The sequence below is a fragment of the Microvirga sp. P5_D2 genome (assembly GCF_054049475.1).
In genome coordinates, this window is the sequence record NZ_JBFUMH010000040.1 from 14,841 (window position 1) to 39,196 (window position 24,356).

Consider the following 24,356-nt stretch of genomic DNA (forward strand, 5'->3'; position numbering starts at 1 on the left):
CCCTTACCAGGCCGCGTCACGTTCGAGGAATGTCTCGAACAGCTGCTCATGGCCCATCTGGCCGCCTTTGAGCATGACGAGCATGCTGTCCCGCTCGCGGTCGTCGCTGCGAGCAACGCTCACGGCGACGCCGTTGCTGATCTGGCCGTGATAGCCAAGGCCCCAGAAGCCGAGCCCTCCGACGATCTTGCTCGACGTGTCACCGCCCGCGACCGCAAGGCGGCTGACGCGGTGGCGCTTGATAACGGCATCGACGAGAGCGGCGCTGCAATCGGCCAACGTATCCATCGACGCCTTCGGTGCCTCTCCGGATTCCGGCGCGGTGGAGAGCATGACGTTGAGGCCCTGCGACAGCCCCTCCACCGCCTTCGCGATGATCTGCTCCCGCGCGCCGTCGCTCGTGGTGAGGCTTTCAGGATCGATGGAGATGCGGTGGTAGGATTGTGCGGCGGCAACCTGCACGCGTGTCATGGGCGATAGGCTGCCGACGAAGGCGAGAACCGGCCCCTCTGCCGAAACATTCGGGCGAATTGCCGGCGCGCCGGTCTCCTCGAAATAGGCCTGCGCAACGCTGCTTGCGCCGACGATCAGCAGGGATTGCTTCTGGCTCACCGCACGGCACAGCTGCCCGATGGCCGCGATATGTGATGGCGTAAGCGCATCGAACAGCACCGCCGATGCGCTGCCTGCCAAACGCCCCCACTCCTCAGAAAGCGCCTCGGCACCTTGATCGAGCAGCGGCCAATGGATGGATGCGATTTCCGGCAGCCCGAGCGACGCGATGTGCTTCGTCAGATCGGCCTCGTTCATCGGCGTCGCCGGATGGCGGCTCATGGTCGGGTGACGGTCGAGCCGGAACGTCTCGCCGTTGGCACCAAACGTCGCGAAAAGATTGGAGAAGGCGCAGTAGCGCCCAAGCGACGGCTGCCCGCCGATGATGGTGGTGGTCGTGCTTTCCACATATTCGCGCAAAACCGCAACCGCCGCCGCGATGTTTCCGCGATCCAGCGCGCTGTCGAAGGTGGAGCAGCATTTGTAATGCACCACGCGCACGCCGATCTTGCGAAAGAACGCGCCCACGGGCGCAAGCTCCGCCTGCATCTCGGCAGGGTTCATAGTGCGCGCGGCGCCGGTGAAGCCGATGGCGTCGAGGTCGTTCAACTCGGAAAGGTGCCGCTCCTCCGGCACGCGCAGAAACAGGAAGGCGCGCCTGCCGCGACGGGCGATGGTTGCCAACGTGTCCGTCGCGCCGGTGAAATCGTCGCCGTACCATCCGTAGGACAGGGCCAAGGCTGCCTCCCGTTTCTATTTGGCGAAGAAGGCGTAGGCGTCGTCGAGCGCGCGATGCTTCTTACGCGCGGATTCCAGATCCTCGCCCGCCTCCACCGCGCGCCATGCCTCGCGGATGCTCGCCACGCCCTCGGCAGGACCGCCGGGATGCGCCATCACGCCGCCGCCTGCCATGAACAGCAGGTCGGAGGTGCCGACCGCGCGATAGGTCTGCTCCACTGTTCCCGCCCACTGGCCTGACGAGAAGGCGGGCATAACCCTGTCGTCCACGTCGGAGAGCGGGTTCAGGCAGTCGAGTGCGCTCGCCACCACTTCCGCATCTTCCTGCGCGAATTTTCCGCCAAGGCCGTGCACATGCATGTGGTCCACACCCGCCAAGCGCCACAGCGTCTGGTAGGCCTGATAGCCGATACCGAGTGCGGGGTGGCGCGAGAAGGCGCCATAGCCATTGCGGTGTCCGTGGATCACGAGATCGGTGTTGCGGCTCAAGGTTTCGATGCTGGAATAGCCGCACCAGTTGAGGCTCGCCATCACGCAGCTTCCGCCCTCCTTCGCCACGAGGTCGGCGTGGCGGCGCATGGCGTCGGTCTCGTCGCTGATGTTGAAAGCGACCATCACATGCTTGCCGGTCTTGTCCTGGTGACGGCGAACGGCCGCCATCACGGCAGGAATACGCTTCGAGAGCGGTGCATGAACCGGATTGGCCGCAATCTCATCATCCTTGATGAAGTCGAGACCGGCGGCGCAGAGGCGCCCCACCAGCAACGCAATATCCTCGGCCGACAAGCCGACATTCGGCTTGATGATGGATCCGATCAACGCTCCGGACGCAACACCGGTGAGCTTACGCGTTCCCCGCACGCCGTGACGCGGCAGCGCATATTGCTTGCGGTAGGCGGACGGCAGCTTGATCGACTCCAGGCGCAAGCCCGTGACCTCGCCGAGGTCGAAGAGATTGCCCGCGACGGTGGCAGCGAGCGTCGGCAGATTGACGCCTACATTCGCCACCGGAAACCGCACGACGATCTCGCCTTGGCGGGACTTCGTCGGATAGCCCTTGCGGTCGAGCCAGGCACTGCGCACCGCGCCTTCGACCTCGCCCTTGTCGTGGATCGAGACGACGGTGGCGCGAGCACGTGCCCGCAACTCATCGGTTTCGCCCTCGACGCGGGTGAAGGTGCCGCAGGATTGCTCGCCGGCCATGACCTCGGCCACCTTTTCGAGTGGCAGAGGCGTCTCGACAAGGTACGTGGCCTCGTAATGTGCGTCAGACATCGCGCTTCTCAGAGTTGGGAGAGATCCGGGAACGGACGCACGGGATCGCTTCCATCCCAGGTCTCGGAGGCCTCACGGATCATCTGGAACATCTTGCCCTTGGGGCCCGCCACTTCGGACAATTCGATGACCGTGCCGGGGTGATACTCCGTGTCGAAATAGACGAAGCGTCCGCGCTCACCCACCTCGCCGCTCATGACGGGCTTGAAGCCCTGCATCATGAGACGTTCGAGATCGGCGTCGTAGTTTTCCGTCCAATAGGCCATGTGCTGCAGGCCGCGATGACCGGCCTGCTTGAAGTCGCGGTACATGGACGGCGCATCGTTGCGGGTCTGGATCAGCTCGATCTGGAGCGGGCCGGAATTCGCGAGCGCCACCGAGTTGTGCGGCTGATAGATCTCGCCGCGATAGGTGTAGTTCACGATCGGCACGCGTTCCTTGTAGAAGAACGGGCCGACGCCCAGCACGCGCGACCAATAGTCCATGGCGGCCTCGATGTCGTCGACGACATAACCGGCCTGCCTGATCTCACCCAGAAATCGGCTCATTCTCGACCTGCAGATTCTTCAAAAAGGCGCGGGCTTTTAAAGTCCGCGCAGGGGGAGGAGAGATCCGGAATAAGCCCGGATCCCGCGATGGCTTTAAGCAAGCGTTCCGACGACGCTTTCGAGATGGCCCCAGGCCTCTGCGCCGAACTTCTGCTTCCACTCGGTGTAGAAGCCGGCCTCGCGCAGCTTCACGCGGAAGCTTTCGGTGTCGCACTGGTTGAACTTGAGGCCCTTGCTCTGCAGATCGGCCTGGACCGAATCGTTGAGCGCCTTGATGTCCCCACGCTGCTTCAGGCCGGCCTCGTTGATCGCGCGGGAGACGATTTCCTGCACATTCGCGGGCATGCCAGCCCATTGACGGCCGTTGGCGATGAACCAGTAGCCGTCCCAGATGTGGTTGGAGAGCGCGCAGGAAGCCTGCACCTCGTAGAGCTTGGCGACCTGGATGATCGGCAGCGGGTTTTCCTGCGCGTCCACGACCTTGGTCTGGAGCGCGGTGTAGACTTCGCTGAACTGCAGGCTCGCCGGTGCGGCGCCGAGGCCTGAGAACATCGACACGCTGATCGGGCTCACGGGTACGCGGATCTTCAGGCCCTTCATCGACGCTGCATTCTCGATGGGTGCGCCACTCGTGGTCATCTGGCGGAAGCCGTTGTCCCACATGGTCTCGAGCGCATGCAGCCTGGAATCGGCGATGGCCTTGCGGACATGGGCGCCGACGGGGCCATCCATGGCAGCCCAAACCTGGTTGTAATCCTTGAAGGCGAAGCCCACGGCATTGATCGCGGCCACCGGCACGAGAGTCGCAATGACGAGAGCCGAAGGCGTGAAGAACGTGAGCGCGCCATTGCGCACCTGCGACAGCATGTCCGTATCGCCGCCAAGCTGGTTCGCCGGGAAGATCAGCATCTCCACGCGGCCATCCGTCTCCTTCGCGATCCGATCAGCAGCTTCCTTGGCGCGGATGTTCAGAGGGTGCGAGAGCGGCAGGTTGTTGCCGTAGCGCAGCGTGATCTCGGCGGCCTTGGCATAGCGCGGAATGGTGAAAAGGCTGACGGCCGCAGGTGCTGCGGCGAGGCCTTTGATAAGTGACCTTCTGGAGATCGTCATTGGCGTAAATCCTCCCAAAAAGATGTTTTGCTCTTTCCGAAAACAAAAATCAGTCATATTACTGATGTGGTCAAATCATAAATTTGATGGTTTTTGATGTAACTACATGAGCATTCTCATCAACACCCCCTCCCTGGGCCGCCGGGTCACCATCGTGGATATCGCCAAGCTGGCCGATGTCTCGACGGCCACCGTGGACCGCGTTCTCAACGGCCGCTCCGGCGTGAAAGCGCTGACGGTCAAGCGCGTGATGAAGGCTGCGGCGGAACTCGGCTATGTGGACGAGAGCGACGAGCGCGCCCGCGATGTGCGCCCGCTGTCGCAGATCTCGTTCATTCTCCCGGAAGGCAACAACCGCTACATCACCATGCTCGGCCGCATGATCACCGAGATGGGACCGCAATTCGAACGATTCTCGATCAAGCCGACCGTCGAATACATCCCGAGCTTCAACCCGGACCTCTTGGCGAAGACGCTGCACCGCCACGCCAAGCAGGCGGACGGCATCGCCTTCATGGCCATCGAGCATCCCATGGTGCGCGAGGCGGTCAATCGCATCACCGCCGCCGGCACGCCTGTCGCAACACTCATTTCCGATGTCGCGAGCCCAGGCCGCACCGCCTATTTCGGCCTCGACAACCGTGCCGCAGGCCGCATGGCCGGCTATCTGCTTGCGCGCTTCATCAGCAGACGCCCGGCAAAAGTCGCGATGATCGCCGGAAGCCTCAGCTACCGCGCCCATGGCGAGCGCGAGATGGGCTTCCTCGACATTCTTCAGGAGCTTTATCCCGACATCAACGTGGTAGGGCTGCGCGAAGGACACGACGACGAGGCCCTCAACTACCGCCAGATGCGCGCGCTGTTGACGCACCATCCTGATCTCGACGGCATCTACAATATCGGCGGCGGCGCATCCGGCATCGGGCGCGCGCTGAAGGATGCGCGGCGCGAGCGCGATGTGGTGTTCGTCGGCCACGGCCTGACGAGCGACACGCGCGAGTTCCTGCTCGACGGAACGATGGATGCGGTCATCAMGCAGAGCGCGGAAGACACCATCATCAAATGCGCGGCCCTGTTCAGGGATTTGCGTGAAGGCCGCAAGGTGGAGAGCACCTCGGACCCCATGCGGGTCGAGGTCGTGTTCAGGGAAAACCTGCCCTGACATGAAGCATCACAAAACCAAGAAGAGCGCATTATCAAGCGCCGTACGATTTCAATGACGAATGTCGCAGCCATGCTGACGAAATTACCGGTAAGGATTCTGGGAGGAGACAATGACCATGGCCACTGAGACTATGCATATGGAGGCGCTGGAAGCCCCACCCATCGGACTTCAAAGCGGATCGCGGCTTCTGCGCCCGGTCGAGTTCGTCGCCGCCCTCCTGCTGGTTGGCATCATCGGCCTCCTGCTCATGGGCGTGACGTCGCGCTACGTTCTTTCCCTTCCGGTCGTCTGGATCGACGAAGCTGCGGCGATCTGCTTCCTGTGGCTTGCCATGCTCGGCGCCGTCATCGCCATCGACCGCAACGAGCACCTGCGGCTCACCCTGTTCCTGCAGATGATGCCCGAGCGTGTGCGAGGTTTCTTCTCGGCGCTCGGCCCGCTTCTCGTGGCGGTGTTCCTGCTCGGGATGCTGTGGCCCGCCATCGATTACGCCATCGAGGAATCCTACATCACCGCCGCCGCGCTCGGCATTCCCATGACCTGGCGCGTCTCGGCGCTTCCGGTCGGCATCGCGCTCATGGCGCTGCTGGCATTGCGAGATGCGGTCAAAGCTTCCCGGATGACGGACCTCGTCGCGGCTGCGGGCTGCGTTACCGTCGTCGTGGCCTTCCTGTGGATCGTGTCGCCGTCGCTCCCCTCGCTGGGCTATTACAACATCCTCATCTTCCTCGTCGGCTTCGTGGCATTCTTCCTCGCCATCGGCGTGCCCATCGGCTTCTGCTTCGGTCTCGGCGCCCTCGCCTTCATGACCTTCAGCACCCCGCTGCCAAACATCGTGATGGTCGGACGCATCGATGAAGGCATGTCGAGCCTCGTCCTCATCTCCGTTCCGATCTTCGTGCTGCTCGGCTGCATTCTCGACGCGACGGGCATGGGCAAGGCCATCGTGGAATTCCTCGCCTCGCTGCTGGGCCACGTGAAGGCCGGCATGTCCTATGTGCTGCTCGGTTCCCTCTTCCTCGTGTCCGGCATCTCAGGCTCGAAAGTCTCCGACATGGCGACCGTCGCGCCCGCCCTCTTCCCGGAAATGAAACGGCGCGGACACAAGCCCAAGGAGATGATCGCGCTTCTCGCAACGGGCGCCGCCATGGCCGACACGGTGCCGCCCTCCATCGTTCTCATCGTGCTCGGCTCGGTGGCGGGCGTGTCGATTGCCGGCCTGTTCACCTCGGGCTTTGTGATCGCGATGGTGCTGCTCGCAACGCTCGCCATCCTCGCGCGCTGGAAAGCACGCGGAGAGATGATGGAAGGCATCCGCCGCGCTCCTCTCAACGCGATCGGCAAGGCGCTGGTGGTCGCGGCCCCTGCCCTTGTGCTCCCCTTCCTGATCCGCAGCGCGGTCGGCGGGGGCGTGGCGACGGCGACCGAAGTTTCCACCATCGCCGTCGTCTATGCGATGATCATCGGCATGGTGCTCTATGGCGGCATCCGTCCGGGCAAGATCTACGACATGCTGGTGGAAACCGCCGCTCTCTCCGGCGCGATCCTCATCATCCTCGGCACGGCATCCGCCATGGCCTGGGCGCTGACGCAAACCGGTTTCGCCTTCAAGATGGCAGCCCTCGTCACCGACCTTCCCGGCGGCTGGGTTACCTACATGCTGGTCACCATCGCCGTGTTCATGGTGCTGGGCTGCGTCCTGGAAGGCCTGCCGGCCATCGTGCTGCTCGCTCCCATCATGTACCCGATCGCGAAGAACCTCGGCATCAACGATATTCATTATTCGATGGTCGTCGTGACCGCGATGAATGTGGGCCTGATGGCGCCGCCCATCGGGATCGGCTTCTACATCGCGTGCAAGATCGGCAATGTCTCACCCGACGAGGCCATGGGCGCGATCTGGCCCTATATCGGCGCCCTGTTCATCGGCCTGCTCATCATCGCGATGGTCCCGGCCCTGTCGATCGCCTATCTCTGATCGCGGAAAGGCGGCAGCACTGCGCTGCCGCCTTTTTCTCTAGAACGGCAATTGGCCCTGATCGTCCTCGTCGCTGGAGAGCGGCTTCTTCGCCTTCTTCTTCTCCTTGACCGGCGCCGATTCCGGCGCGGCAAGCGGCTCCAGCAAGCCGGCATCGTCATTCTCGACCTTGTTCACGCGGCTCGATATCGGCACCAGATCGAGCCAGTCGTCGGGGCACGGCCGCACGAGGCGCATCACATCGGCGCGCTCGTCGCGCACATCGAGCCACGCTGCGATATCCTCTTCCGACAAGATCACCGGCATGCGGTCGTGCACGGCGGACATGGTGCCGTTGGCATCGGTCGTGACGATGGCGGCGGTGTCGATCTCCCCTCCATCCGGACTGCTGTAGGTCTCCCACAATCCCGCCATCGGCAGCGGCTTTCCGTTGCGCGGGCGGATGAGGAACGGCGTCTTCTCGCGCCCGTCCCGCCGCCATTCGTAAAACCCATCGGCGAGGAAGATGCAGCGCCGCCGCTTGACGGCCGCCTTGAAGGTCGGTTTCGTCTCCAGCGTTTCGCCACGCGCATTGATGACCAGCGGAAAATCCTTCGGGTCCTTCACCCAGGACGRCAGGAAGCCCCAGCGTACCAACATGAAATGCCGCTCGCCACGGTCTTCGAGAACGATAGGCACCGGCTGCGTCGGAGCCACGTTGAAGCGCGGCGGAAAGTTCGGCTGCTCCGGATAGCCGAAGAAATTCCGATAGGCCTCGGGAGGCAGGGTAATCGCGTAGCGTCCGCACATGGTTGTCTTTTTCACCTCCCGGTCACGGCCGGATCAAGTCCGGGCATGACGTGTTGGAAATGTCAAATCCTTACAACCACCTCCGCCAGCGGAAGATCAGGTAAGGCACCACGGCGGCGAAGACCATCAGCATGATGGCCCAAGGATAGCCGAGTTCCCAATCGAGCTCAGGCATATTGTGGAAATTCATGCCGTAGAGCGACGACACCAAGGTCGGGGGCAGGAAGATCACGGACATCACCGAGAAGATCTTGGCAATGTCGTTCTGCTCGATGGCCACAAGCCCCAGCGTCGCATCGAGGAGGAACTGGACCTTGTTGGAAAGGAAGGTTGCGTGCTCCTCGATGGATTGCACGTCACGCAAGGCCGTGCGCCATTCCGCCTGAAAGCCGCGCGTCTTCTGCGGGCGCGGCATGCTGGCGGAAAGGAACAGCAGCTGACGCTCGACCGACACCATGCTCTCCCGGACATTGGAAATCACATCACCCTTGCGCCCGATGGATCTCAGGGCGGCCCGGAAGGACGCGGCACGCCGCGCGCTATGTCTTTCGGTCTCGAAGATCGTTTGCGACAGCCGGTCGATGCGCTTGCCGACAGTGCCTAGAATTTCCGCCGCCCGGTCAATGATCGTCTCGATCAGCCCATCAAGCACCGCTTCCGGCTGGTGCCGACAGCCGCCGGGCTTACCTGCGCGGGCCATGAACATGTTGAACGAACGCGGCTCACCATAGCGCACGGTCACGAGCGCGCGGTCGGTCAAGATGAAGGACACGTCGATGAGCTTGGGGCTGTCCGTGTCGGAACTGCACAGCACGCGCGCCGTCATGTAGCGCGCGTTGTTCTCGTGATAGAGAATTTCGGACGGCTCGATATCCGCCATCTCCTCCCGGGTGGGAATCTCGATGTTGAGATGAGCCTCCACCAGCCGGTCGTCCTCGCGGGTCGGCTCGACCATATCGATCCACAGGGCATCCTCCGGAATCGGCTCGCCCGGCGCCAGCACATAACGGTCGAGGGATTCGCCCATGGGCGTCAATGCCTGCGCCGGCCTGTGAATCAAGATCATGCCTGCCTCCGCCGATGAGAGTTTATTGTTTCATTCCAGCGAGCTTCTGTCATTCCCGGCCGTGGCATAGCAAGAGGGTTGTCACCAGCACTGTCCTATCCAACCCTCCATCCTCATCCTGAGGAGCCGCGTGAGCGGCGTCTCGAAGAAGGCTCCAGTGCTCTCTGGACGATCCTTCGAGACGCAGCCTTTAGGCTGCTCCTCAGGATGAGGCCAGAGTGTATTGGAAATCGGGATCACCGGCACAGGGCCGGTGATGACGGTGGCGCGTGTCACAACGATGACAGCGGTGGTGTATCATCCGGCACGAAGAAATCCGGCATCAGGGGCTTCGAGGGATCGACGCGATACTTCTCGAAATCGCTTATGCCCTCACCGCTCAGGAAAACGTCATCGATGAGGAAATGGCCCGAGAAGCTTTTCGACGGCTTCTGGAAGATCGCATGGGCCGCATCGGCCAGGATCTCCGGCGTTCGGCTCGCTTGCACGATCTCGTCGCCGCCGAGGAGGTTCTTCACGGCGCTCGTCGCGATGGTCGTGCGCGGCCACAGGGCATTGACGGCGATGCCCTTGGGCCTCAATTCGCCTGCCAGCCCCAGCACGCACAGGCTCATGCCGTACTTCGCCAGGGAATACGCCAGATGCGGCGCAAACCATTGCTCCTTCATGTCGAGCGGCGGCGAGAGCATGAGGATGTGCGGGTTCTCGGCCCTCGATAGATGCGGGATCGCATATTTCGAGACCAAGTAGGTGCCGCGCGTGTTGATCTGGTGCATCAGATCGAAGCGCTTCATATCCGTCATTGGCGTCGGCGTGAGGCTGATCGCGCTCGCGTTGTTGACCACGATATCGAGGCCGCCGAAGGTTTCGACGGTTTTCTCGATGGCCCCGCTCACCGCCGCCTCATCGCGAACGTCCACGACCAACGGAAGGGCTTTGCCGCCTGCCTTCTCGATCTCCTCCGCCGCCGTGTAGATGGTGCCGGGAAGCTTGGGATGCGGTTCAGTGGTTTTCGCCGCGATGACCACGTTCGCACCATCTCGCGCCGCGCGGAGGCCGATGGCGAGGCCGATGCCACGCGAGGCGCCGGTGATGAAAAGCGTCCTGCCTTTGAGTGTCATGAGATCAGCTCGCCAATGCCAGGTTAGCGTCCTGCAGGAAGCCCGCACCTCCAAGGACAGTGTCTTCGAGGCCCTTGGCCCCGACTGCGATATTTTCCGCAAAGAAGCGGCAGAGCGCGATGCGGCCCGCATGGGCCGGATCGGCGTCGCCGCCGGCCATCAGTGCATTTGCGGCAAGCGCGACTTCCGCCAGAGCCGCGCCGCCCTGCGCGAGACCGAACAGGCGAAGGTACGGCGTCGCGCCCGCAAGCGCCTCGCCCTGCGCATTGGAGGAGATCGCCTTGAGCATGTAGCTCGTCGTGCTATCCAGGCTCTCGATCGCATCCCGCAAACGCGACGCTGTGGCGCCGAAGGCGGGCGTTCCCTCTTTCAACACGCGCGCGACGACGGCGCGCATGGCGGCGATCTGCGCGCGCACGGTCTCGCCGCCGGAAAGCGGCAGCTTGCGCGCCACGAGATCGATGGCCTGAATGCCGTTGGTGCCTTCATAAATCGGTGCGATGCGCGCATCACGGAAGTGCTGCGCTGCGCCGGCCTCCTCGATGAAGCCCATGCCGCCGTGAACCTGCACGCCGAGGGATGCGACCTCGACGCCGATGTCGGTGGAGAAGGCTTTCGCAACAGGGGTGAGCAGCGAAGCGCGCTCGTTCGCTTGCTTGGCGCGCGCCGCATCCTGCTCGAGATGCGCGCGGTCGATAGCCTCCGCTGTCATGTAGCAGATCGCGCGTGCAGCGGCGGTGAGCGCCTTCATGGTGAGAAGATTGCGCTGCACATCCGGGTGCGCGGCAATCGGGCTCATGCCCTCCGTCGCGCCGATGGCGCGGCCCTGGCGTCGTTCGTTCGCGTAAGAAAGTGCTTGCTGATAGGCGCGCTCGGCGATGGCAACGCCTTGAAGGCCGACCGCGAGGCGCGCATTGTTCATCATCGTGAACATGCAGTTGAGCCCGCGATTCTCCTCGCCTACCAGCCAACCAATCGCGCCGCCATTGTCGCCGAAGATCATGGTGCAGGTGGGCGAGGCGTGGATGCCGAGCTTGTGTTCGATGCTGTGGCAGCGCAGATCGTTGCGCGTGCCGTCCGGCAAAAACTTCGGCACGAGGAACAGCGAAATACCGCGCGTGCCCTGCGGCGCATCGGGCAGCCGCGCCAGCACGAGATGGATGATGTTGTCGGTCAGATCATGCTCGCCATAGGTGATGAAGATCTTCTGCCCCGTGATGCGGTAGGTACCGTCACCCACGGGCTCGGCGCGCGAGCGCAGGGCCGCGAGATCGGAACCCGCCTGCGGCTCGGTGAGGTTCATCGTCGCCGTCCATTCGCCGGAGACGAGCTTTTCGAGGTAGCGGCTTTTCAGGTCCTCGGAGCCATGGGAGACGAGCGCCTCGATGGCCCCATGGGTGAGCACCGGCCCGATGCCGAAAGCCATGGAGGCGGAATTCCACATCTCGACGCAGGCCGAGTTCAGCAGCGTCGGCAGGCCCTGCCCGCCGTAATCAACCGGACCGGGCAACGCGTTCCAGCCTGCCTCGGTCCAGCCCTTATAGGCCTCCTTCCACCCGGGAGCCGTCGTGACCTCGCCGTCCTTCAGCGTCACGCCATGCTTGTCGCCCTCGCGGTTGAGAGGCGCGATCACGTCATTGGCGAAACGCCCGGCCTCCTCCAGAATGGCCTGGGCGAGATCGGGGGAGAGATCGCCGTAGAGACCTTCATCGACTGCCCGGTCGAGCCCCGCCACGTGTCGCATGGTGAAGACGATATCCGGCACGGGCGCGCGGTAGGTCATGACGTTTCCTCTCAAAGCTTCGGCTTTTGATATTGACGCGTTCCCCCGCGCCATTAAACCCGCCCAAGGTATCATCCGCGGCTTGGAAAAGTCCGTGGCCTTGGCAAAGGATAGTTTAGAGGTGAACGATCGCGGGTCAATGCTCCAGACGCAGCGTCTTGCCGCCGATGAAGCCGGCATCGCCGAGGGCGCGTCCATCCTGCGACGCGGCGGCCTCGTCGCCTTCCCGACCGAGACGGTCTACGGCCTCGGTGCCGATGCTACCGATGCGGAGGCCGTCGCGGGCATCTATGCCGCCAAGGAGCGTCCGAGCTTCAACCCGCTGATTTCCCATGTGGCGAGCTTCGAGGCCGCGCAGGTGCAAGGCATCTTCAACGAGACCGCGCGCCGCCTGGCCGAGGCCTTCTGGCCGGGACCGCTTACCCTCGTAGTGCCGGTGGCCGCGACTTGCACCGTATCTGACCTTGCCCGCGCCGGCCTCGATAGCGTGGGTCTGCGCGTGCCGGCCCATCCCCTCGCCCATGCGCTTCTGGAAGCGACAGGCCGCCCCGTCGCTGGCCCATCCGCGAACCGCTCGGGCCGGGTGAGCCCAACCGATGCGGATCATGTGTTCGGCGATCTGGATGGYCGCATCGACGCCGTGCTCGACGGCGGCGCGACGGAGGTCGGCGTCGAATCCACCATCGTCTCATGTCTCGAAGGCGCGCCGCGCCTACTGCGCCCCGGTGGGGTGCCGAGGGAAGCGATTGAGAAATTGATTGGGCAGAGTCTGGAGAACGGCGAGGAAGGCGGCGAGAACCCGCTCGCGCCGGGCATGCTGGCCTCGCATTACGCGCCGCGTGCAAAGGTGCGCTTGAACGCGGCGCGGATCGAACCTGGAGAGGCCGCACTGCTCTTCGGCTCGCAAGCCCCGCAAGGCAGCGATCATGCGAAAGCGGCTTTGAATTTAAGCGAAAACGGCGACCTCAAGGAGGCCGCCGCTCATCTGTTCTCATATTTGCGAAAGCTCGATGCGTCGGGCGCACCAACCATCGCCGTTGCGCCTATCCCTAAGACCGGACTGGGCGAGGCCATCAACGACCGTCTCAGGCGAGCCGCCGCGGAGCGGTAATTCGCTCCGCGAACAAAAGCCTTACTTCGCAGCGAGCTTCGCGGCGATCTGCGCCACGTGCTTGCCCTGGAAGCGGGCGCCGTCGAGATCGATCTCGCTCGGCTGGCGCGAGCCGTCGCCGGCGGCGATGGTGGAAGCGCCATAGGGCGAGCCGCCGCGGATCTGGTCCACGCCCATCTGGCCCTGGAACGAGTAAGGCAGGCCGACGACCACCATGCCATGGTGCAGCAGCACCGGGATCGTGGTGAGGATCGTGGCTTCCTGGCCGCCGTGCTGGGTGGCGGTGGAGGTGAAGACCGAACCCACCTTGCCGATGAGCGCGCCCTTTGCCCAGTGACCGCCGGTCTGGTCGAGGAAGTTCTTCATCTGCGCGGTCATGGTGCCATAGCGGGTCGGCGTGCCGATGATGATCGCATCGTATTCCGGCAGCTCGTCGATGGTGGCGATGGGAGCCTTCTGGTCGGTCTTGTAATGAGCGGCCTTGGCGATCTCGTCGGGCACCAACTCGGGCACGCGCTTCACGACGACATCGGCGCCAGCTTCGCGCGCGCCTTCGGCAGCGGCATAAGCCATCTGCTCGATATGTCCCCAGGTCGAATAATACAGTACCAGAACCTTGGCCATGTGATCTCCAATCATGACGAATACAACGCAAGCGATCCAAGCTCCAGAATCATGGTCTGGAGGTGACCGCCCTGCAATCTTGTGACGAGCACAGGATAAGCTTTCCAGTCTGCAAAACAAATGTTAGATATGCAGGATCTCCATTGCACCGATGCAAGACTCCATGGCCAAGCAGCAGCACCTCGACTGGGATGATTTCAAGCTCGTGAAAATCATCGCCGAAGCCAACGGCTTGGCCGGCGCGGCCGAGCGGCTCGGGGTCAATCACTCCACGGTTTTCCGCAGGCTCGGCCAGATGGAGGAGAATCTCGGGGTCAAGCTCTTCGAACGCCACCGGACCGGGTATGTGCTGACCCCGGCAGGCGAGGAGATGTCGGCCCTCGCGGAGCAGATGGAGGAGAACGTCACCTCCTTCACCCGCAAGCTGGCAGGGCAGGCTGTGGCTCCTGCAGGCGAGCTGCGCGTCACCACCAACGACACCCTGCTCGTGCATATGCTCACGCATATCTTCGCGCGCTTCATTACCGCCTGCCCGGAGATGCGGCTCGACGTGGTGCTCGCCAATCAGGCGCTCAACCTCTCGAAGCGCGATGCGGACGTGGCGATCCGCGCCACCGACGATCCGCCGGAAACTCTTGTCGGACGCCGCGTCGCCACCATCGCCTGGGCGATTTACGGACGCGCGGTGGATTTCCCGGATTATCAGGGCCCGGCCGACATCAATTCCCTCGACATCTACAACCGGCCCTGGGTCGCGCTGGGCGACAACCTCGCGGCGCTGAAGGCCGCGCGGTTCGTACGCGAGCGCGTGGCGCCGGAGAATCTCGTCTACAAGGTCAATACGGTGCTCGGCCTCGCCGAAGCCGTGGAGGCCGGCACGGGGATCGGCCCCCTTCCCTGCTTCATCGCGGATGMGAGCCCCAATCTCGTGCGGCTCTCGGACATCAATCCGGATTTCTCGGCGGGCCTGTGGCTTCTCACCCATCCTGACTTGCGCCAATCGGCGCGCGTGCGCGCCTTCATGGATTTCATGGCGACCGAGATCGGCAAGCAGAAGCGCTGGATCGAGGGCAGCGGCAAGCGCCAGCCCGATCAGGCGATCTCCACCACCACGCGTCCCTTGATCTGACCGGCGACGATCTTGCGGCCTGCCTCCATCACGTCGTCGAGACGGATGGTTGAGGTCATGGCCGCGAGTTTGTCGTGATCGAGTTCGCGCGCGAGACGCGCCCAGGCCTCGATGCGCAATGCCTTCGGCGCCATCACGGAATCGACGCCAAGCAGGGCCACGTTGCGCAGGATGAAAGGCGCGACGCTCGTCGGCAGGTCCATGCCCGCAGCAAGGCCGCAGGCCGCGATGGCACCGCCATATTTGGTCATGGAGAGAACATTGGCGAGCGGAGTGGAGCCAACGGTATCGACGCCCGCAGCCCAGCGCTCCTTGCTCAACGGACGAACCGGGCCGGTGAGTTCGCTTCGGTCCAGGATCTCGGCCGCGCCAAGGCCTTTCAGGTAATCGCCCTCCTCCGGCCGCCCGGTCGAGGCAATGACATGCCAGCCCGCTTTCGCGAACAGCGCCACTGCAACCGAACCGACGCCGCCGACGGCGCCCGTGACGATAGCGGGACCGCGCTCAGGCTTGAGCCCGTGGCGCTCGATGGCCATCAGGCACAACATGGCAGTGTAGCCCGCCGTACCGATCGCCATGGCCTGATGCGGGGCCAGTCCCGTAGGCAATGGAATGAGCCAGTCGCTCTTGACGCGTACCCTCTCGGCATAAGCACCCAGATGCGTCTCACCAAGGCCCCAGCCGTTCAGGACGACCGCATCGCCGGCTTTGAATTCAGGGCTTGAGGAAGCTTCCACGACGCCGACGAGATCGACGCCGGGGATCATGGGGAAGCGACGCACCACCGGCGCCTTGCCGGTGAGTGCGAGGCCATCTTTGTAATTGAGGGTCGAGTGGGACACGCGCACGGTAACGTCGCCGTCCATGAGATCGGCTTCATCGAAGTCGCGAAAGCCGACCTGTTGACCTGCGTCGTTCTTGTTGATGACGACAGCCTTGAACGTTCCCATCGTGAATCCTCCCTGTCCCCGATTGTGGAGCGTGGACGAGGATCAGGACAAGCGTGAAAGCCTCATCCCTTCGCCTTACTCCGCAGGCTGAAGAGCGGGCCCACGTTCGACTGGCTGTTCCTTGATCGGCAGGTTGATCAGGGCCGAGGCGATGCCGAGCGCGATCGAGAGCCACCAGACCATGGTGTAGTTGCCGTAGACCTCATAGAGAATGCCGCCGAGCCATACGCCGAGGAAGCCGCCCACCTGATGCGAGAAGAAGGCGAAGCCGTAGAGCATCGCCATGTAGCGCGTGCCGAACATCAGCATCACGAGGGAGGATGTGGGAGGCACGGTGGAGAGCCACAGCAGGCCGATGGAGATGCCGAAGGCAATCGAGGTGACGGGCGAGGCCGGAAGCAGGATGAAGGCTGCGATAGCGACCGAGCGTCCGAGATAGATCCAGGCGAGCAGCCAGCGCTTCGCCATGCGCGTAGAAAGCCAGCCCGAGGTGAGCGAGCCGAAGGCATTGGCAAGGCCGATCACGGCAAGCGTCCATCCGCCGATGGAGGCGGACAGGCCTGCATCGCGCAGGTAAGCCGGCAGGTGCGCCGTGATGAAGGCGAGCTGGAAGCCACAGGTGAAGAAGCCGAGCACGAGCAGCACATAGGAGCGATGCCGGAATGCTTCCGTCAGCGCCTGGGTGATCGATTGTCCGGGAGCGGGCTGAGGCCCACTCTGCGAACCGGCGGACGCATTGGGCCGCGTCGCGAGGGAAATCGACAGGGGCAGGACGATAAGAATGGAACCCGCGAAGACGATGAGGGTCTGCTGCCAGCCGACAGAATCGATGAGCACATTGCCGATGGGCGGGAAGAGGAACTGGCCGAAGGAGCCCGCCGCCGTGCCGGCGCCGAAGGCCATGGGCCGCCACTTCTCGGGCAGGAGCTTGCTGAACGCACCGAGCACCAGATTGAACGAGCAGCCCGACAGTCCGAAGCCGATGAGCACGCCCGCGCCCATATGAAGAATGCCGGGTGTCGTGGCATAGGCCATCACCACGAGGCCCAGCGCGTAGAGCACGGCGCCGAGGCAGAGCACGCGCAGCGTTCCGAACCGGTCCGCGATCGCGCCTGCGAAGGGCTGTCCTACACCCCAAAGCAGGTTTTGAATGGCAATGGCCAAGCTGAACGTGTCGCGCCCCCAACCGAATTCCGTCGTCATCGGAATCTGGAACAGTCCCGCCGATGCCCGGGGCCCGAAGGTGATCAGGGCAATCAGGCAGCCGGACAGAACGATGAGTTCCGGCGAGACCCGGGACTGGGTGGAAGGTGCAGACATSGGCAGGGCCCTTCAGGGACGAAGCAGGAGGCGGAAGACTAGCCCAACTCCCGCAAGCGCAACATTGGAAATTTGTTGCGCAGGCCATGAGGTCCCGTGATGAATCAAGGGCGGTCTCCCGGCCGGGAGACCGCCCTGAATGGTCGACCTTTAATGGCGTCTCTTACACCACGAAGAAGTCGGCGAGGTTCGGCAGGGCCTTCTTGTCGAAGACGGCGAAGGCCACGGCCTTGCCCTCTCCGTTACCATCCAGATCATAGGAAGCGATGCCCGTCTTCTTGTCGAGGATGATGAAGTCGTCGGCATCGCCGGCCTTGCTGCCGATCTTGAAGAAGCTCTTCTTGAGCTTTTCCGGCTTCGACTCGCTGCCCTTTCCGAGCTTCTTGAAGATGGCGTTATCGAGCCAGATCTTGTCCTCCTTCGTGACGAAGGCCTGGACCGTGTCTTTATTGGTCTTCGCATTCAACTTCGTGTTGAAGACGAAGATGTCGATGCCCTTGCTGCCGACGAGAATGTCGTTGCCGGCATAGCCATACATCTTGTCGTCCCCATCGGAGCCGACGAGCGTGTTCTTGCCCGAGGTGCCTTTGTGGATCGCGAATCCGTTGGTTACCGGCGCACCACCGGACGTCATGAGCACGCCGTTCACATAGACGTTCTCGATATTCGGGTTCGAGTAGTTGAAGTTGGCGTAGACCGTATCGTTGCCCCCCGCATCGACGATGACGTCATTGGTGCCGTCGATGTAATAGGTATCGTTGCCGAGACCGCCATTGAGGTTATTTGCAGCCGCATTGCCGACGAGAGTATCATTGCCACTGCCGCCAATGGCGTTCTCGATGACAACCTTGTTGGCGATCGTCACACCGCCGGCGATGCCGGCCTGCTGGGAGATGAAGCCGCCTGCATTCGGATCATTCGGCTGCAGGGTCGCAGCGCGCAGATCGATGGTCACCGAGGCCGTGGATTTCGCGGCGCTGATCGTGTCGATGCCGCCAGCATCCCAGATGCTGAACCAGCCGGTGCCCTTCGCATTTGCATTCGGCAATTCATAGAGATCATCGCCTGTGGCCGTCGCCATATTGGCCCCGTACATAATCTGCAGAGCTGCAATGTCGAGCGCTCCCAGCCCGCCTTGCGTGCCGTATGTATTGTCGCCTCGCACGGTGCTGAGGCCAGGATTGTAGGACATGACCGTGTAGACACTCTGGTTATGACCCAGCGTTCCTAGGCCGCCACTGGACGCTCCTGGGAATGTGGTACGGTCATCCCGCATACCGCCGTCGTGCGGATGAGCTAATCCAAGGGAATGTCCCAGCTCATGGATGATAGTGTTCAGTCCGTCACCGCCGAATTTAAGTTCCTTCCAAGATGACGTCTTCGTGGGGTCGAAGTAGCCCCAGCGCTGATGCAATGCATCCTGGTAATTATCAGGCGTCTCGTGGGCAGCCAGAACCCCGGAAGGGAGCATACCCTTCCACCAGACCATATTAGCGTCGGCATAGCCGCCTTCTTCCGAGAACGTGATATTGGCGACACTCTCATATAGGCCGACCKCATAGCCCATCGCATTCTTATCCTCGCTCCACCAAGTGTAGCGGTTCTTCCAGTCGGAAATGGATGGAAACRTGTTACTTTTATGAGGCGACTGAGGGACGACTTGGTCGTTCCACTCATACATGTCAGCCGCTCCGCCGAACTTCACCTTGATGGGACCGGTCGACGTGTCCCAGATCTGACCGCCCCAGATGAGCGAATCGATCAGCGCGTTGCCATATCCGGAGCCCGAAATCGTCCTAAAGCCAGCCATTGTAGTCCCCAGTTGATATCACTGAGAGATACATGCAACATAACTTCATTTCAATATGTGTTCCTGCGCACAATTGGCGCAGGTTTCATGTCTGCCCAGGCTTCAACTTGTAGAAAATGTGCCGACCGATCACGTCCATCTTCTTCAGGCGGCGCGCCCAGTAGGGGCGGACATAATCCGCGTGGTAATGGGTCGCACCGCCCACATCGGCAAGATAGGTCTTGCCTTCGAGCACGGCGGTGGCGACGCGTTTGGCGCGCTCCCATGAGATCGTATCCGTCGTGCGCAGCGCCTTGCCTTCACAGGCGAAGGTGAACTGGCAGGCCAGGTGGCGGTGGCGGTTCTGGTAGACGACGCCGCAGATGGAGGATGGGTAGAGTCCGCTCTTCACGCGGTTGAGGACCACCTGCGCAACGGCGGCCTGCCCTGCTTCCGGCTCGCTGCGTGCCTCGAAATAGACAGCCTCCGCGAGGCAGCGCTGTTCCTTGCTCATGCTGTCGGGATCGATGAGATCGGTATAGCGCGGGCGGTCCTCGTCATCGGATTTCGAAATGACGCTCTCGCCATAACCGTTCTTGTCGAGACGCGGCGATTGCAGCGAGACGGGCGCGGCCGCGATCTCGATGGGCGTTCCCTCCACGGGCGCGGGCGTTGCCGATGAGAGAGTCACGGCGCGCTTCACCATCGGCGTCGTCGGGCTGGAGGAAGCGCCTGTCGAACCGGCAGCGGCCGCGGCCGGCGACTGCACCGAGGTCGCCTGACGGGTCGTGGCGAATTCGGGAGCCTCCCATGGCTCGAAAGCCTGTTCTATCTCGGGCGTTTCGAACTCGCCCTCCATGAGAATGGTCGGCGGCAGCAGGCGCTCGTCCTGGCCGAACAGCAGGCGGGATTCGCCCACCTGTTCGAGCGACGTGCGCATCTGGCTTGCCCGCAGGGACAGCGTGACGCGTGCAACGACCGGATCACTTTTGCCCGAACGCTCGACGACGGGATCGGCGCCCGCGCCGATCTTGCGGTCGGCCTTCGGAGCAACGGCATTGGCCGACTCGCTGGGAAGATCGTAGCGCGGCAGGGACCGCAGGATATCGCGTCCGAGATCGAGCCGGCCGCCGGCAATGGAAGCGGTGATCGGCGGAACGAGAGCAGCCTGGTTGAGATAAGCCACGGCGTTGCGGGGCGCGAAGCTGACGCCCGCCTGGATGTCGTTGCTGGCGGACGCGGTAAACGAGATCAGGAGCCCGGTGGCGAGCGCCCAAGGCGCCGTTGTGGCGCAGATCCATCTCACCCGTGAGCGACGATTCCGAACTCGCACGCGATACACCCTACAAAACCAGCGCCTCCAGGCATCCGACAGGAATGCCCGACTTCCTTATGGTTATCGCGGGTTAAGGTTGATGGGTGGTTAAGAGAGCTGCCCTACTCTGCGGCTGCGGCAGCCCGCCGCTTCCCGGCCCTGCGTCTGAGAGCCTCTGCGGTTCCCTCATCGGCCGGGAAGAAAGCTTCGATGGCAAGTTCAGACAGGGTCACGTCCACGGGCGTGCCAAAAATCGTGGTGGTGCTGAAGAGAGTCAGTACGCCCTCCTCCGTCATCAGCTGCAGCGGCACGACGATACCGGCGTAATCATGGGCAGGCTTTTTGGCACGTGCCGCCGCATCGGGCGTCGGATAGGCAAGCAGTTCCTCGATGAGCGCGGCGAGTACCGCATCGCCCGTCGCGTCCACCTGATGGCGTAGGCGCTCGACCAGATGATTGCGCCACTCAGTGAAGTTCACGATGCGCCGCGCCATGCCCGCTGGATGGATGCTCAGACGCAGCACATTGACGGACGATTTCAGCAGCGCGGGATCGACATCCCCGACCAAGGACATCAAGGCATCGTTGGCGGAGACGAGAGACCAGTGCCTGTCGACGGCTAGCGCCGGATAAGGATCATGCCCCTTGAGCACGAGATCCACTGCCTGACGCATGCTGACGAGCGCCGGATCGTCGAGCGAACGCTGCGAATAGACAGGCGCGAAGCCCGCGGCCACCAGCAAGATGTTGCGCTCGCGCAGGGGCATATCGAGCTTCTCGGCGAGCAGCAGCACCATCTCGCGGCTCGGCTGCGAACGGCCTGTCTCGAGGAAGCTCAGATGCCGCGTCGAGATCTCGGCCTCGAGCGCCAGATCCATCTGACTCATGCGCCGCCGCTGGCGCCACTCGCGCAGGTAATCGCCGACATGCTGGACAGGGGTGCTCGTTTTCATGGGGCGGACCATAGCGGAGGCTGAGCGCAGGTTCCATGACCTTGGAGGTAAAGGCTGTTTCTAAGCGTGGAGGCTCTTGCCTTGGGTAAGCTCCGAAGATAATCCCATACGTTATATAGTTAAGATTCAACGACAAATATTACGCAAGGGAAGATCATGACCACACCAGCACCTTGGGGCAATCCGTTCGGCGTCAGCACGACGGCAGGTAATCAGATGTACATGAAAACCGCCGCCTTCGCGGATGGCTCCTTCGTGGCCGTTTGGGTTGATACCAGCAATACAGGCTCGGATACATCAGTCTCTGCCATCTGCGGGCAACTCTTCAATGCTGATGGCAGCAAGAGAGGCAGTGAGTTCGTTGTCAACACCACCACCGAGGGTGAACAGACGAATCCGACTGTCGCTGTCCTCAGTGACGGGCGCTTCGTGGTCGCGTGGAAAGACGACGGTGAAGTAGAGGATGAAGACGGCTCAGGAATCCGCGCCCGTATTTTCAACGCGGACGGTACTGCTTTCAACCGAGGCGGTGAAGGTGGCACGTCGGACTTTCTCGTCAACACGACATCCCAGGCAGGTGATCAATCTCAGCCCTCGATCGCTGCTTTGGCGAATGGCGGCTTCGTCATCGCATTCATGGATCAAGATGAAGGCGCTATCAGAGCTCAGGTCTTTGATGCACGGGGGCAGCACTCGGGATTGGAAGCGACTGTCAACACCGATGCCGATGATGCGTATGGCGCGTTTTCAATTGTCGGAACAGGCGACCACTATACGGTCTTTTACGGTTCTTTTCCTGGCAGCGAGAGCATGATCGTTCGCGGGCGGACCCTCTATACCGATGGACGGGCACCTTCGGATGCATTCACAGTGTCGAACCCAGGCCTCTCTGCTCAGCTCCCAAGCACGACAAAGCTCGCCGATGGCAAGATTCTAGTGACATGGGTCTCGCAGGCTACGCTTGGCGACATGGAAAGTCTTTCAAACAAGGCACAAATTTACAACGCCGACGGAAGCAAGTTCGGGGGCGAGATCAGTCTCAAGGTTCCTGGCCTTCCCGTTCAGATCGCTATGGATGTGACGGCATTGCCCGGTGGAGGTTTCGCCGTCGCTCTCCTGACGTCGACGGAGACGAAGCTCACCGGAACCAGTAAGCTCGATGTCGGGGTTATCTTCTTTGATGCCAATGGCAATCAGACCGGGTTTAAGACCAATATCACTCAGGTCCCGCTTATAGGCATTGAGCTAGGGATCGATATCTCGACTCTGGCCGATGGACGTGTTGTTCTGACTTCGACTTTACCTTTGCTCGAGGGGGAAGAAGGCTACAACGTGTTCGGCCAGATCGTGGATGGCCGCGCCGCTGGCGTTTCGGTTCCAGGCAGCGCCGGCAACGATGATTACTACGGCAGCGCTTTTAACGACACCTTGAACGGCGCTGGCGGCAACGACACGCTCAGGGGCGACGCCGGCGACGACATCCTCAATGGCGGTGCCGGCATCGACACGATGATCGGCGGGCTCGGCAACGACATCTATTATGTCGACAATGTCGGCGATCAGGTGACGGAGCTGGCCGGCGGCGGCACCGACACGGTGTTCTCCGCCATCAGCTATGCGCTCAGTGCCGAGCTGGAACATCTCCTCGGCTCCGGCTCCGGCGCACTGCGCCTGACAGGCAATGCGGGTGCCAACACCATCACCGGCGCGGACGGCAAGGATCGGCTCGATGGTGGCCTGGGCAACGACACGCTCGGTGGTGGCTACGGCAATGACGTGCTCATCGGCGGCAAGGGCAAGGACGTGTTCGTGTTTGCCGCGAAGCTCGGCACCGACAAGACGGACCGCAAGGTGAATTTCGACACCATCAGCGACTTCAAGCTGAAAGAGGACAAGATCCACCTGGACAAGGCGATCTTCAGCAAGCTGAAGAAGACGGGCAAGCTGAGCAAGGCGTTCTTCTCCATCGACAAGGCGAACGACAAGAACGACCACATCATCTACAGCAAGGACAAGGGCGTGCTGTCGTATGACCCGGATGGGTCGGGAGCCAAGAAGGCGATCGAGTTCGCCAAGGTGAAGGCCAAGCTCAATCTCTCGGCTGGCGACTTCATCGTCATCTGATGCACGCGGCCTGACTGCAGGCATCGGATGGCAATGACAAAACGGGCTGCTTCTCATGAAGCGGCCCGTTTTATTTGTGCTCGCTCGTCATGACCTCAGAGGTAATCGACCTGCTTCTCAGGCGGCTTCATCCTTTCATGCAGGTTGAGGGTTTCAACCGAGCTTGCGAACCAAGGAGCTTGCCATGATGTCGATCCATTCCTCCCCGCTTCTCCGTCAGGCACTGCTGGCCGATGCCACCACGAGCGCGGCCTTCGGTCTGCTGATGCTGCTCGCAGCCGGTCCCTTCGGAAACCTGCTTGGATTACCGGAGATGCTCCTGCGGATCGCAGGTCTCGTGCTTCTGCCCTATGCGGCGTTTCTCGCCTGGCTCGGACTGCGCGAGCAGGTTCAGAAGCCTCTCGTGTGGGCCGTGGTCATCGGCAACGCGCTTTGGGTCGCCGATAGCATCCTGCTTCTCGTCAGCGGCTGGGTTCAGCCTACCACCGCAGGCTATGCCTTCGTGATCATGCAGGCGCTTGCGGTGCTGATGTATGCGGAGTTTCAGTTCATCGGATTGCGGCGGTCGGCGGAAGCAGTGGCTTAAGACATGGCCTACGTCATGTCATCACCGGCCTTGTGCCGGTGATCCCTCTCTGCGTTTCCAGCCCTCAGAATGAGAATTGGAAATGACAATGGCCGGGACAATCCCGGCCATGATGCGGTGAGATGACGGCTGTTGTGCTGACTTACCGGTCCCGCCCGTTGAACGGCATCGGCTTCACGTCCGACAAATCTACCGTCTCGATGCAGCGAATATTGATCGCGGCCATCTCCTCGCCCGTCGGAAGCTTGCCTTCACCGAAGGGCGCGCAGCCGCAGGTGGCGCAGAAGCGGTGGCGGACGTTGTGGGTGTTGAAGAGATATGTGGTCAGGT

20 protein-coding genes and 1 pseudogene are annotated in these 24,356 nt (G+C 62.3%); 6 read left to right on the plus strand and 15 right to left on the minus strand.

Annotation, left to right across the window (positions count from 1 at the left end; translation table 11 throughout):
• Positions 1-3: 3 nt before the first annotated feature.
• From ACXJKO_RS13035 to ACXJKO_RS13050, 4 genes are all read right to left on the minus strand, one after another.
• On the minus strand, positions 4-1,290 hold the full coding sequence (locus ACXJKO_RS13035) for a four-carbon acid sugar kinase family protein (protein WP_457091518.1): 1,287 nt from the start codon (positions 1,288-1,290) through the stop codon (positions 4-6).
• A gap of 15 nt (positions 1,291-1,305) precedes the next feature.
• Entirely contained in the window at positions 1,306-2,565 is a 1,260-nt protein-coding gene (locus ACXJKO_RS13040) for a ribulose-bisphosphate carboxylase large subunit family protein (RefSeq protein ID WP_457091519.1), read from the minus strand.
• An 8-nt stretch (positions 2,566-2,573) separates the two neighbouring features.
• Positions 2,574-3,113, minus strand: a complete 540-nt coding sequence (locus ACXJKO_RS13045; RefSeq protein WP_457091520.1) for a VOC family protein — start codon at positions 3,111-3,113, stop codon at positions 2,574-2,576.
• 93 nt (positions 3,114-3,206) lie between these two features.
• The gene (locus ACXJKO_RS13050; protein ID WP_457091521.1) at positions 3,207-4,223 is read right to left on the minus strand and encodes a TRAP transporter substrate-binding protein; all 1,017 of its coding nucleotides are present in this window, start codon (positions 4,221-4,223) and stop codon (positions 3,207-3,209) included.
• 106 nt (positions 4,224-4,329) lie between these two features.
• On the opposite strand from ACXJKO_RS13050, the gene ACXJKO_RS13055 reads away from it, so the two are divergent.
• Positions 4,330-5,385, plus strand: coding sequence for a LacI family DNA-binding transcriptional regulator (locus tag ACXJKO_RS13055; RefSeq protein ID WP_457091522.1), 1,056 nt, complete (start codon positions 4,330-4,332; stop codon positions 5,383-5,385).
• A gap of 112 nt (positions 5,386-5,497) precedes the next feature.
• Complete coding sequence (locus tag ACXJKO_RS13060) at positions 5,498-7,366, plus strand: TRAP transporter large permease subunit (protein ID WP_457091523.1); 1,869 nt, start codon at positions 5,498-5,500, stop codon at positions 7,364-7,366.
• A 39-nt stretch (positions 7,367-7,405) separates the two neighbouring features.
• Here the strand turns inward: ACXJKO_RS13060 and ACXJKO_RS13065 are convergent, their stop codons facing one another.
• The 4 genes from ACXJKO_RS13065 to ACXJKO_RS13080 form a co-directional block, all read right to left on the minus strand.
• Entirely contained in the window at positions 7,406-8,155 is a 750-nt protein-coding gene (locus ACXJKO_RS13065) for an SOS response-associated peptidase (protein WP_457091537.1), read from the minus strand.
• 70 nt (positions 8,156-8,225) lie between these two features.
• Positions 8,226-9,221 carry a magnesium transporter CorA family protein gene (locus tag ACXJKO_RS13070; protein WP_457091524.1) on the minus strand — a complete coding sequence of 332 codons (996 nt, stop codon included), beginning with the start codon at positions 9,219-9,221 and terminating at the stop codon, positions 8,226-8,228.
• Positions 9,222-9,493: 272 nt separating this feature from the next.
• Positions 9,494-10,342 carry an SDR family oxidoreductase gene (locus ACXJKO_RS13075; protein WP_457091525.1) on the minus strand — a complete coding sequence of 283 codons (849 nt, stop codon included), beginning with the start codon at positions 10,340-10,342 and terminating at the stop codon, positions 9,494-9,496.
• A 4-nt stretch (positions 10,343-10,346) separates the two neighbouring features.
• Positions 10,347-12,125 (minus strand): acyl-CoA dehydrogenase, encoded by a 1,779-nt coding sequence (locus tag ACXJKO_RS13080; RefSeq protein WP_457091526.1) that lies wholly within the window; start codon positions 12,123-12,125, stop codon positions 10,347-10,349.
• Between the two features lie 121 nt (positions 12,126-12,246).
• Here ACXJKO_RS13080 and ACXJKO_RS13085 point away from each other — a divergent pair, with 121 nt between their 5' ends.
• Positions 12,247-13,236 (plus strand): L-threonylcarbamoyladenylate synthase, encoded by a 990-nt coding sequence (locus ACXJKO_RS13085; RefSeq protein ID WP_457091527.1) that lies wholly within the window; start codon positions 12,247-12,249, stop codon positions 13,234-13,236.
• 21 nt (positions 13,237-13,257) lie between these two features.
• Here ACXJKO_RS13085 and wrbA read toward each other — a convergent pair whose 3' ends face one another.
• The gene (wrbA, locus tag ACXJKO_RS13090) at positions 13,258-13,860 is read right to left on the minus strand and encodes an NAD(P)H:quinone oxidoreductase (protein WP_457091528.1); all 603 of its coding nucleotides are present in this window, start codon (positions 13,858-13,860) and stop codon (positions 13,258-13,260) included.
• A 163-nt stretch (positions 13,861-14,023) separates the two neighbouring features.
• Between wrbA and ACXJKO_RS13095 the strand changes: the two genes are divergently transcribed.
• Positions 14,024-14,989: a LysR family transcriptional regulator gene (locus ACXJKO_RS13095; protein ID WP_457091529.1), complete on the plus strand. Its 966-nt coding sequence runs from the start codon at positions 14,024-14,026 to the stop codon at positions 14,987-14,989.
• Here ACXJKO_RS13095 and acuI read toward each other — a convergent pair.
• From acuI to ACXJKO_RS13120, 5 genes are all read right to left on the minus strand, one after another.
• On the minus strand, positions 14,953-15,939 hold the full coding sequence (acuI, locus tag ACXJKO_RS13100; protein ID WP_457091530.1) for an acrylyl-CoA reductase (NADPH): 987 nt from the start codon (positions 15,937-15,939) through the stop codon (positions 14,953-14,955). The genes ACXJKO_RS13095 and acuI overlap by 37 nt on opposite strands.
• A gap of 75 nt (positions 15,940-16,014) precedes the next feature.
• Positions 16,015-17,259 carry an MFS transporter gene (locus tag ACXJKO_RS13105; RefSeq protein WP_457091531.1) on the minus strand — a complete coding sequence of 415 codons (1,245 nt, stop codon included), beginning with the start codon at positions 17,257-17,259 and terminating at the stop codon, positions 16,015-16,017.
• Between the two features lie 163 nt (positions 17,260-17,422).
• Complete coding sequence (locus ACXJKO_RS13110) at positions 17,423-19,069, minus strand: M10 family metallopeptidase C-terminal domain-containing protein (RefSeq protein WP_457091532.1); 1,647 nt, start codon at positions 19,067-19,069, stop codon at positions 17,423-17,425.
• An 85-nt stretch (positions 19,070-19,154) separates the two neighbouring features.
• The gene (locus tag ACXJKO_RS13115) at positions 19,155-20,381 is read right to left on the minus strand and encodes a cell wall hydrolase (RefSeq protein WP_457091533.1); all 1,227 of its coding nucleotides are present in this window, start codon (positions 20,379-20,381) and stop codon (positions 19,155-19,157) included.
• 104 nt (positions 20,382-20,485) lie between these two features.
• Complete coding sequence (locus ACXJKO_RS13120; protein WP_457091534.1) at positions 20,486-21,316, minus strand: helix-turn-helix domain-containing protein; 831 nt, start codon at positions 21,314-21,316, stop codon at positions 20,486-20,488.
• A gap of 156 nt (positions 21,317-21,472) precedes the next feature.
• Here ACXJKO_RS13120 and ACXJKO_RS13125 point away from each other — a divergent pair, with 156 nt between their 5' ends.
• Positions 21,473-23,440, plus strand: coding sequence for a hypothetical protein (locus ACXJKO_RS13125; protein WP_457091535.1), 1,968 nt, complete (start codon positions 21,473-21,475; stop codon positions 23,438-23,440).
• 184 nt (positions 23,441-23,624) lie between these two features.
• Positions 23,625-24,026 (plus strand): hypothetical protein, encoded by a 402-nt coding sequence (locus tag ACXJKO_RS13130; RefSeq protein WP_457091536.1) that lies wholly within the window; start codon positions 23,625-23,627, stop codon positions 24,024-24,026.
• Between the two features lie 142 nt (positions 24,027-24,168).
• On the opposite strand, the pseudogene ACXJKO_RS13135 reads toward ACXJKO_RS13130, so the two are convergent.
• Positions 24,169-24,356, minus strand: a pseudogene (locus ACXJKO_RS13135) (GFA family protein); the annotation flags it as partial.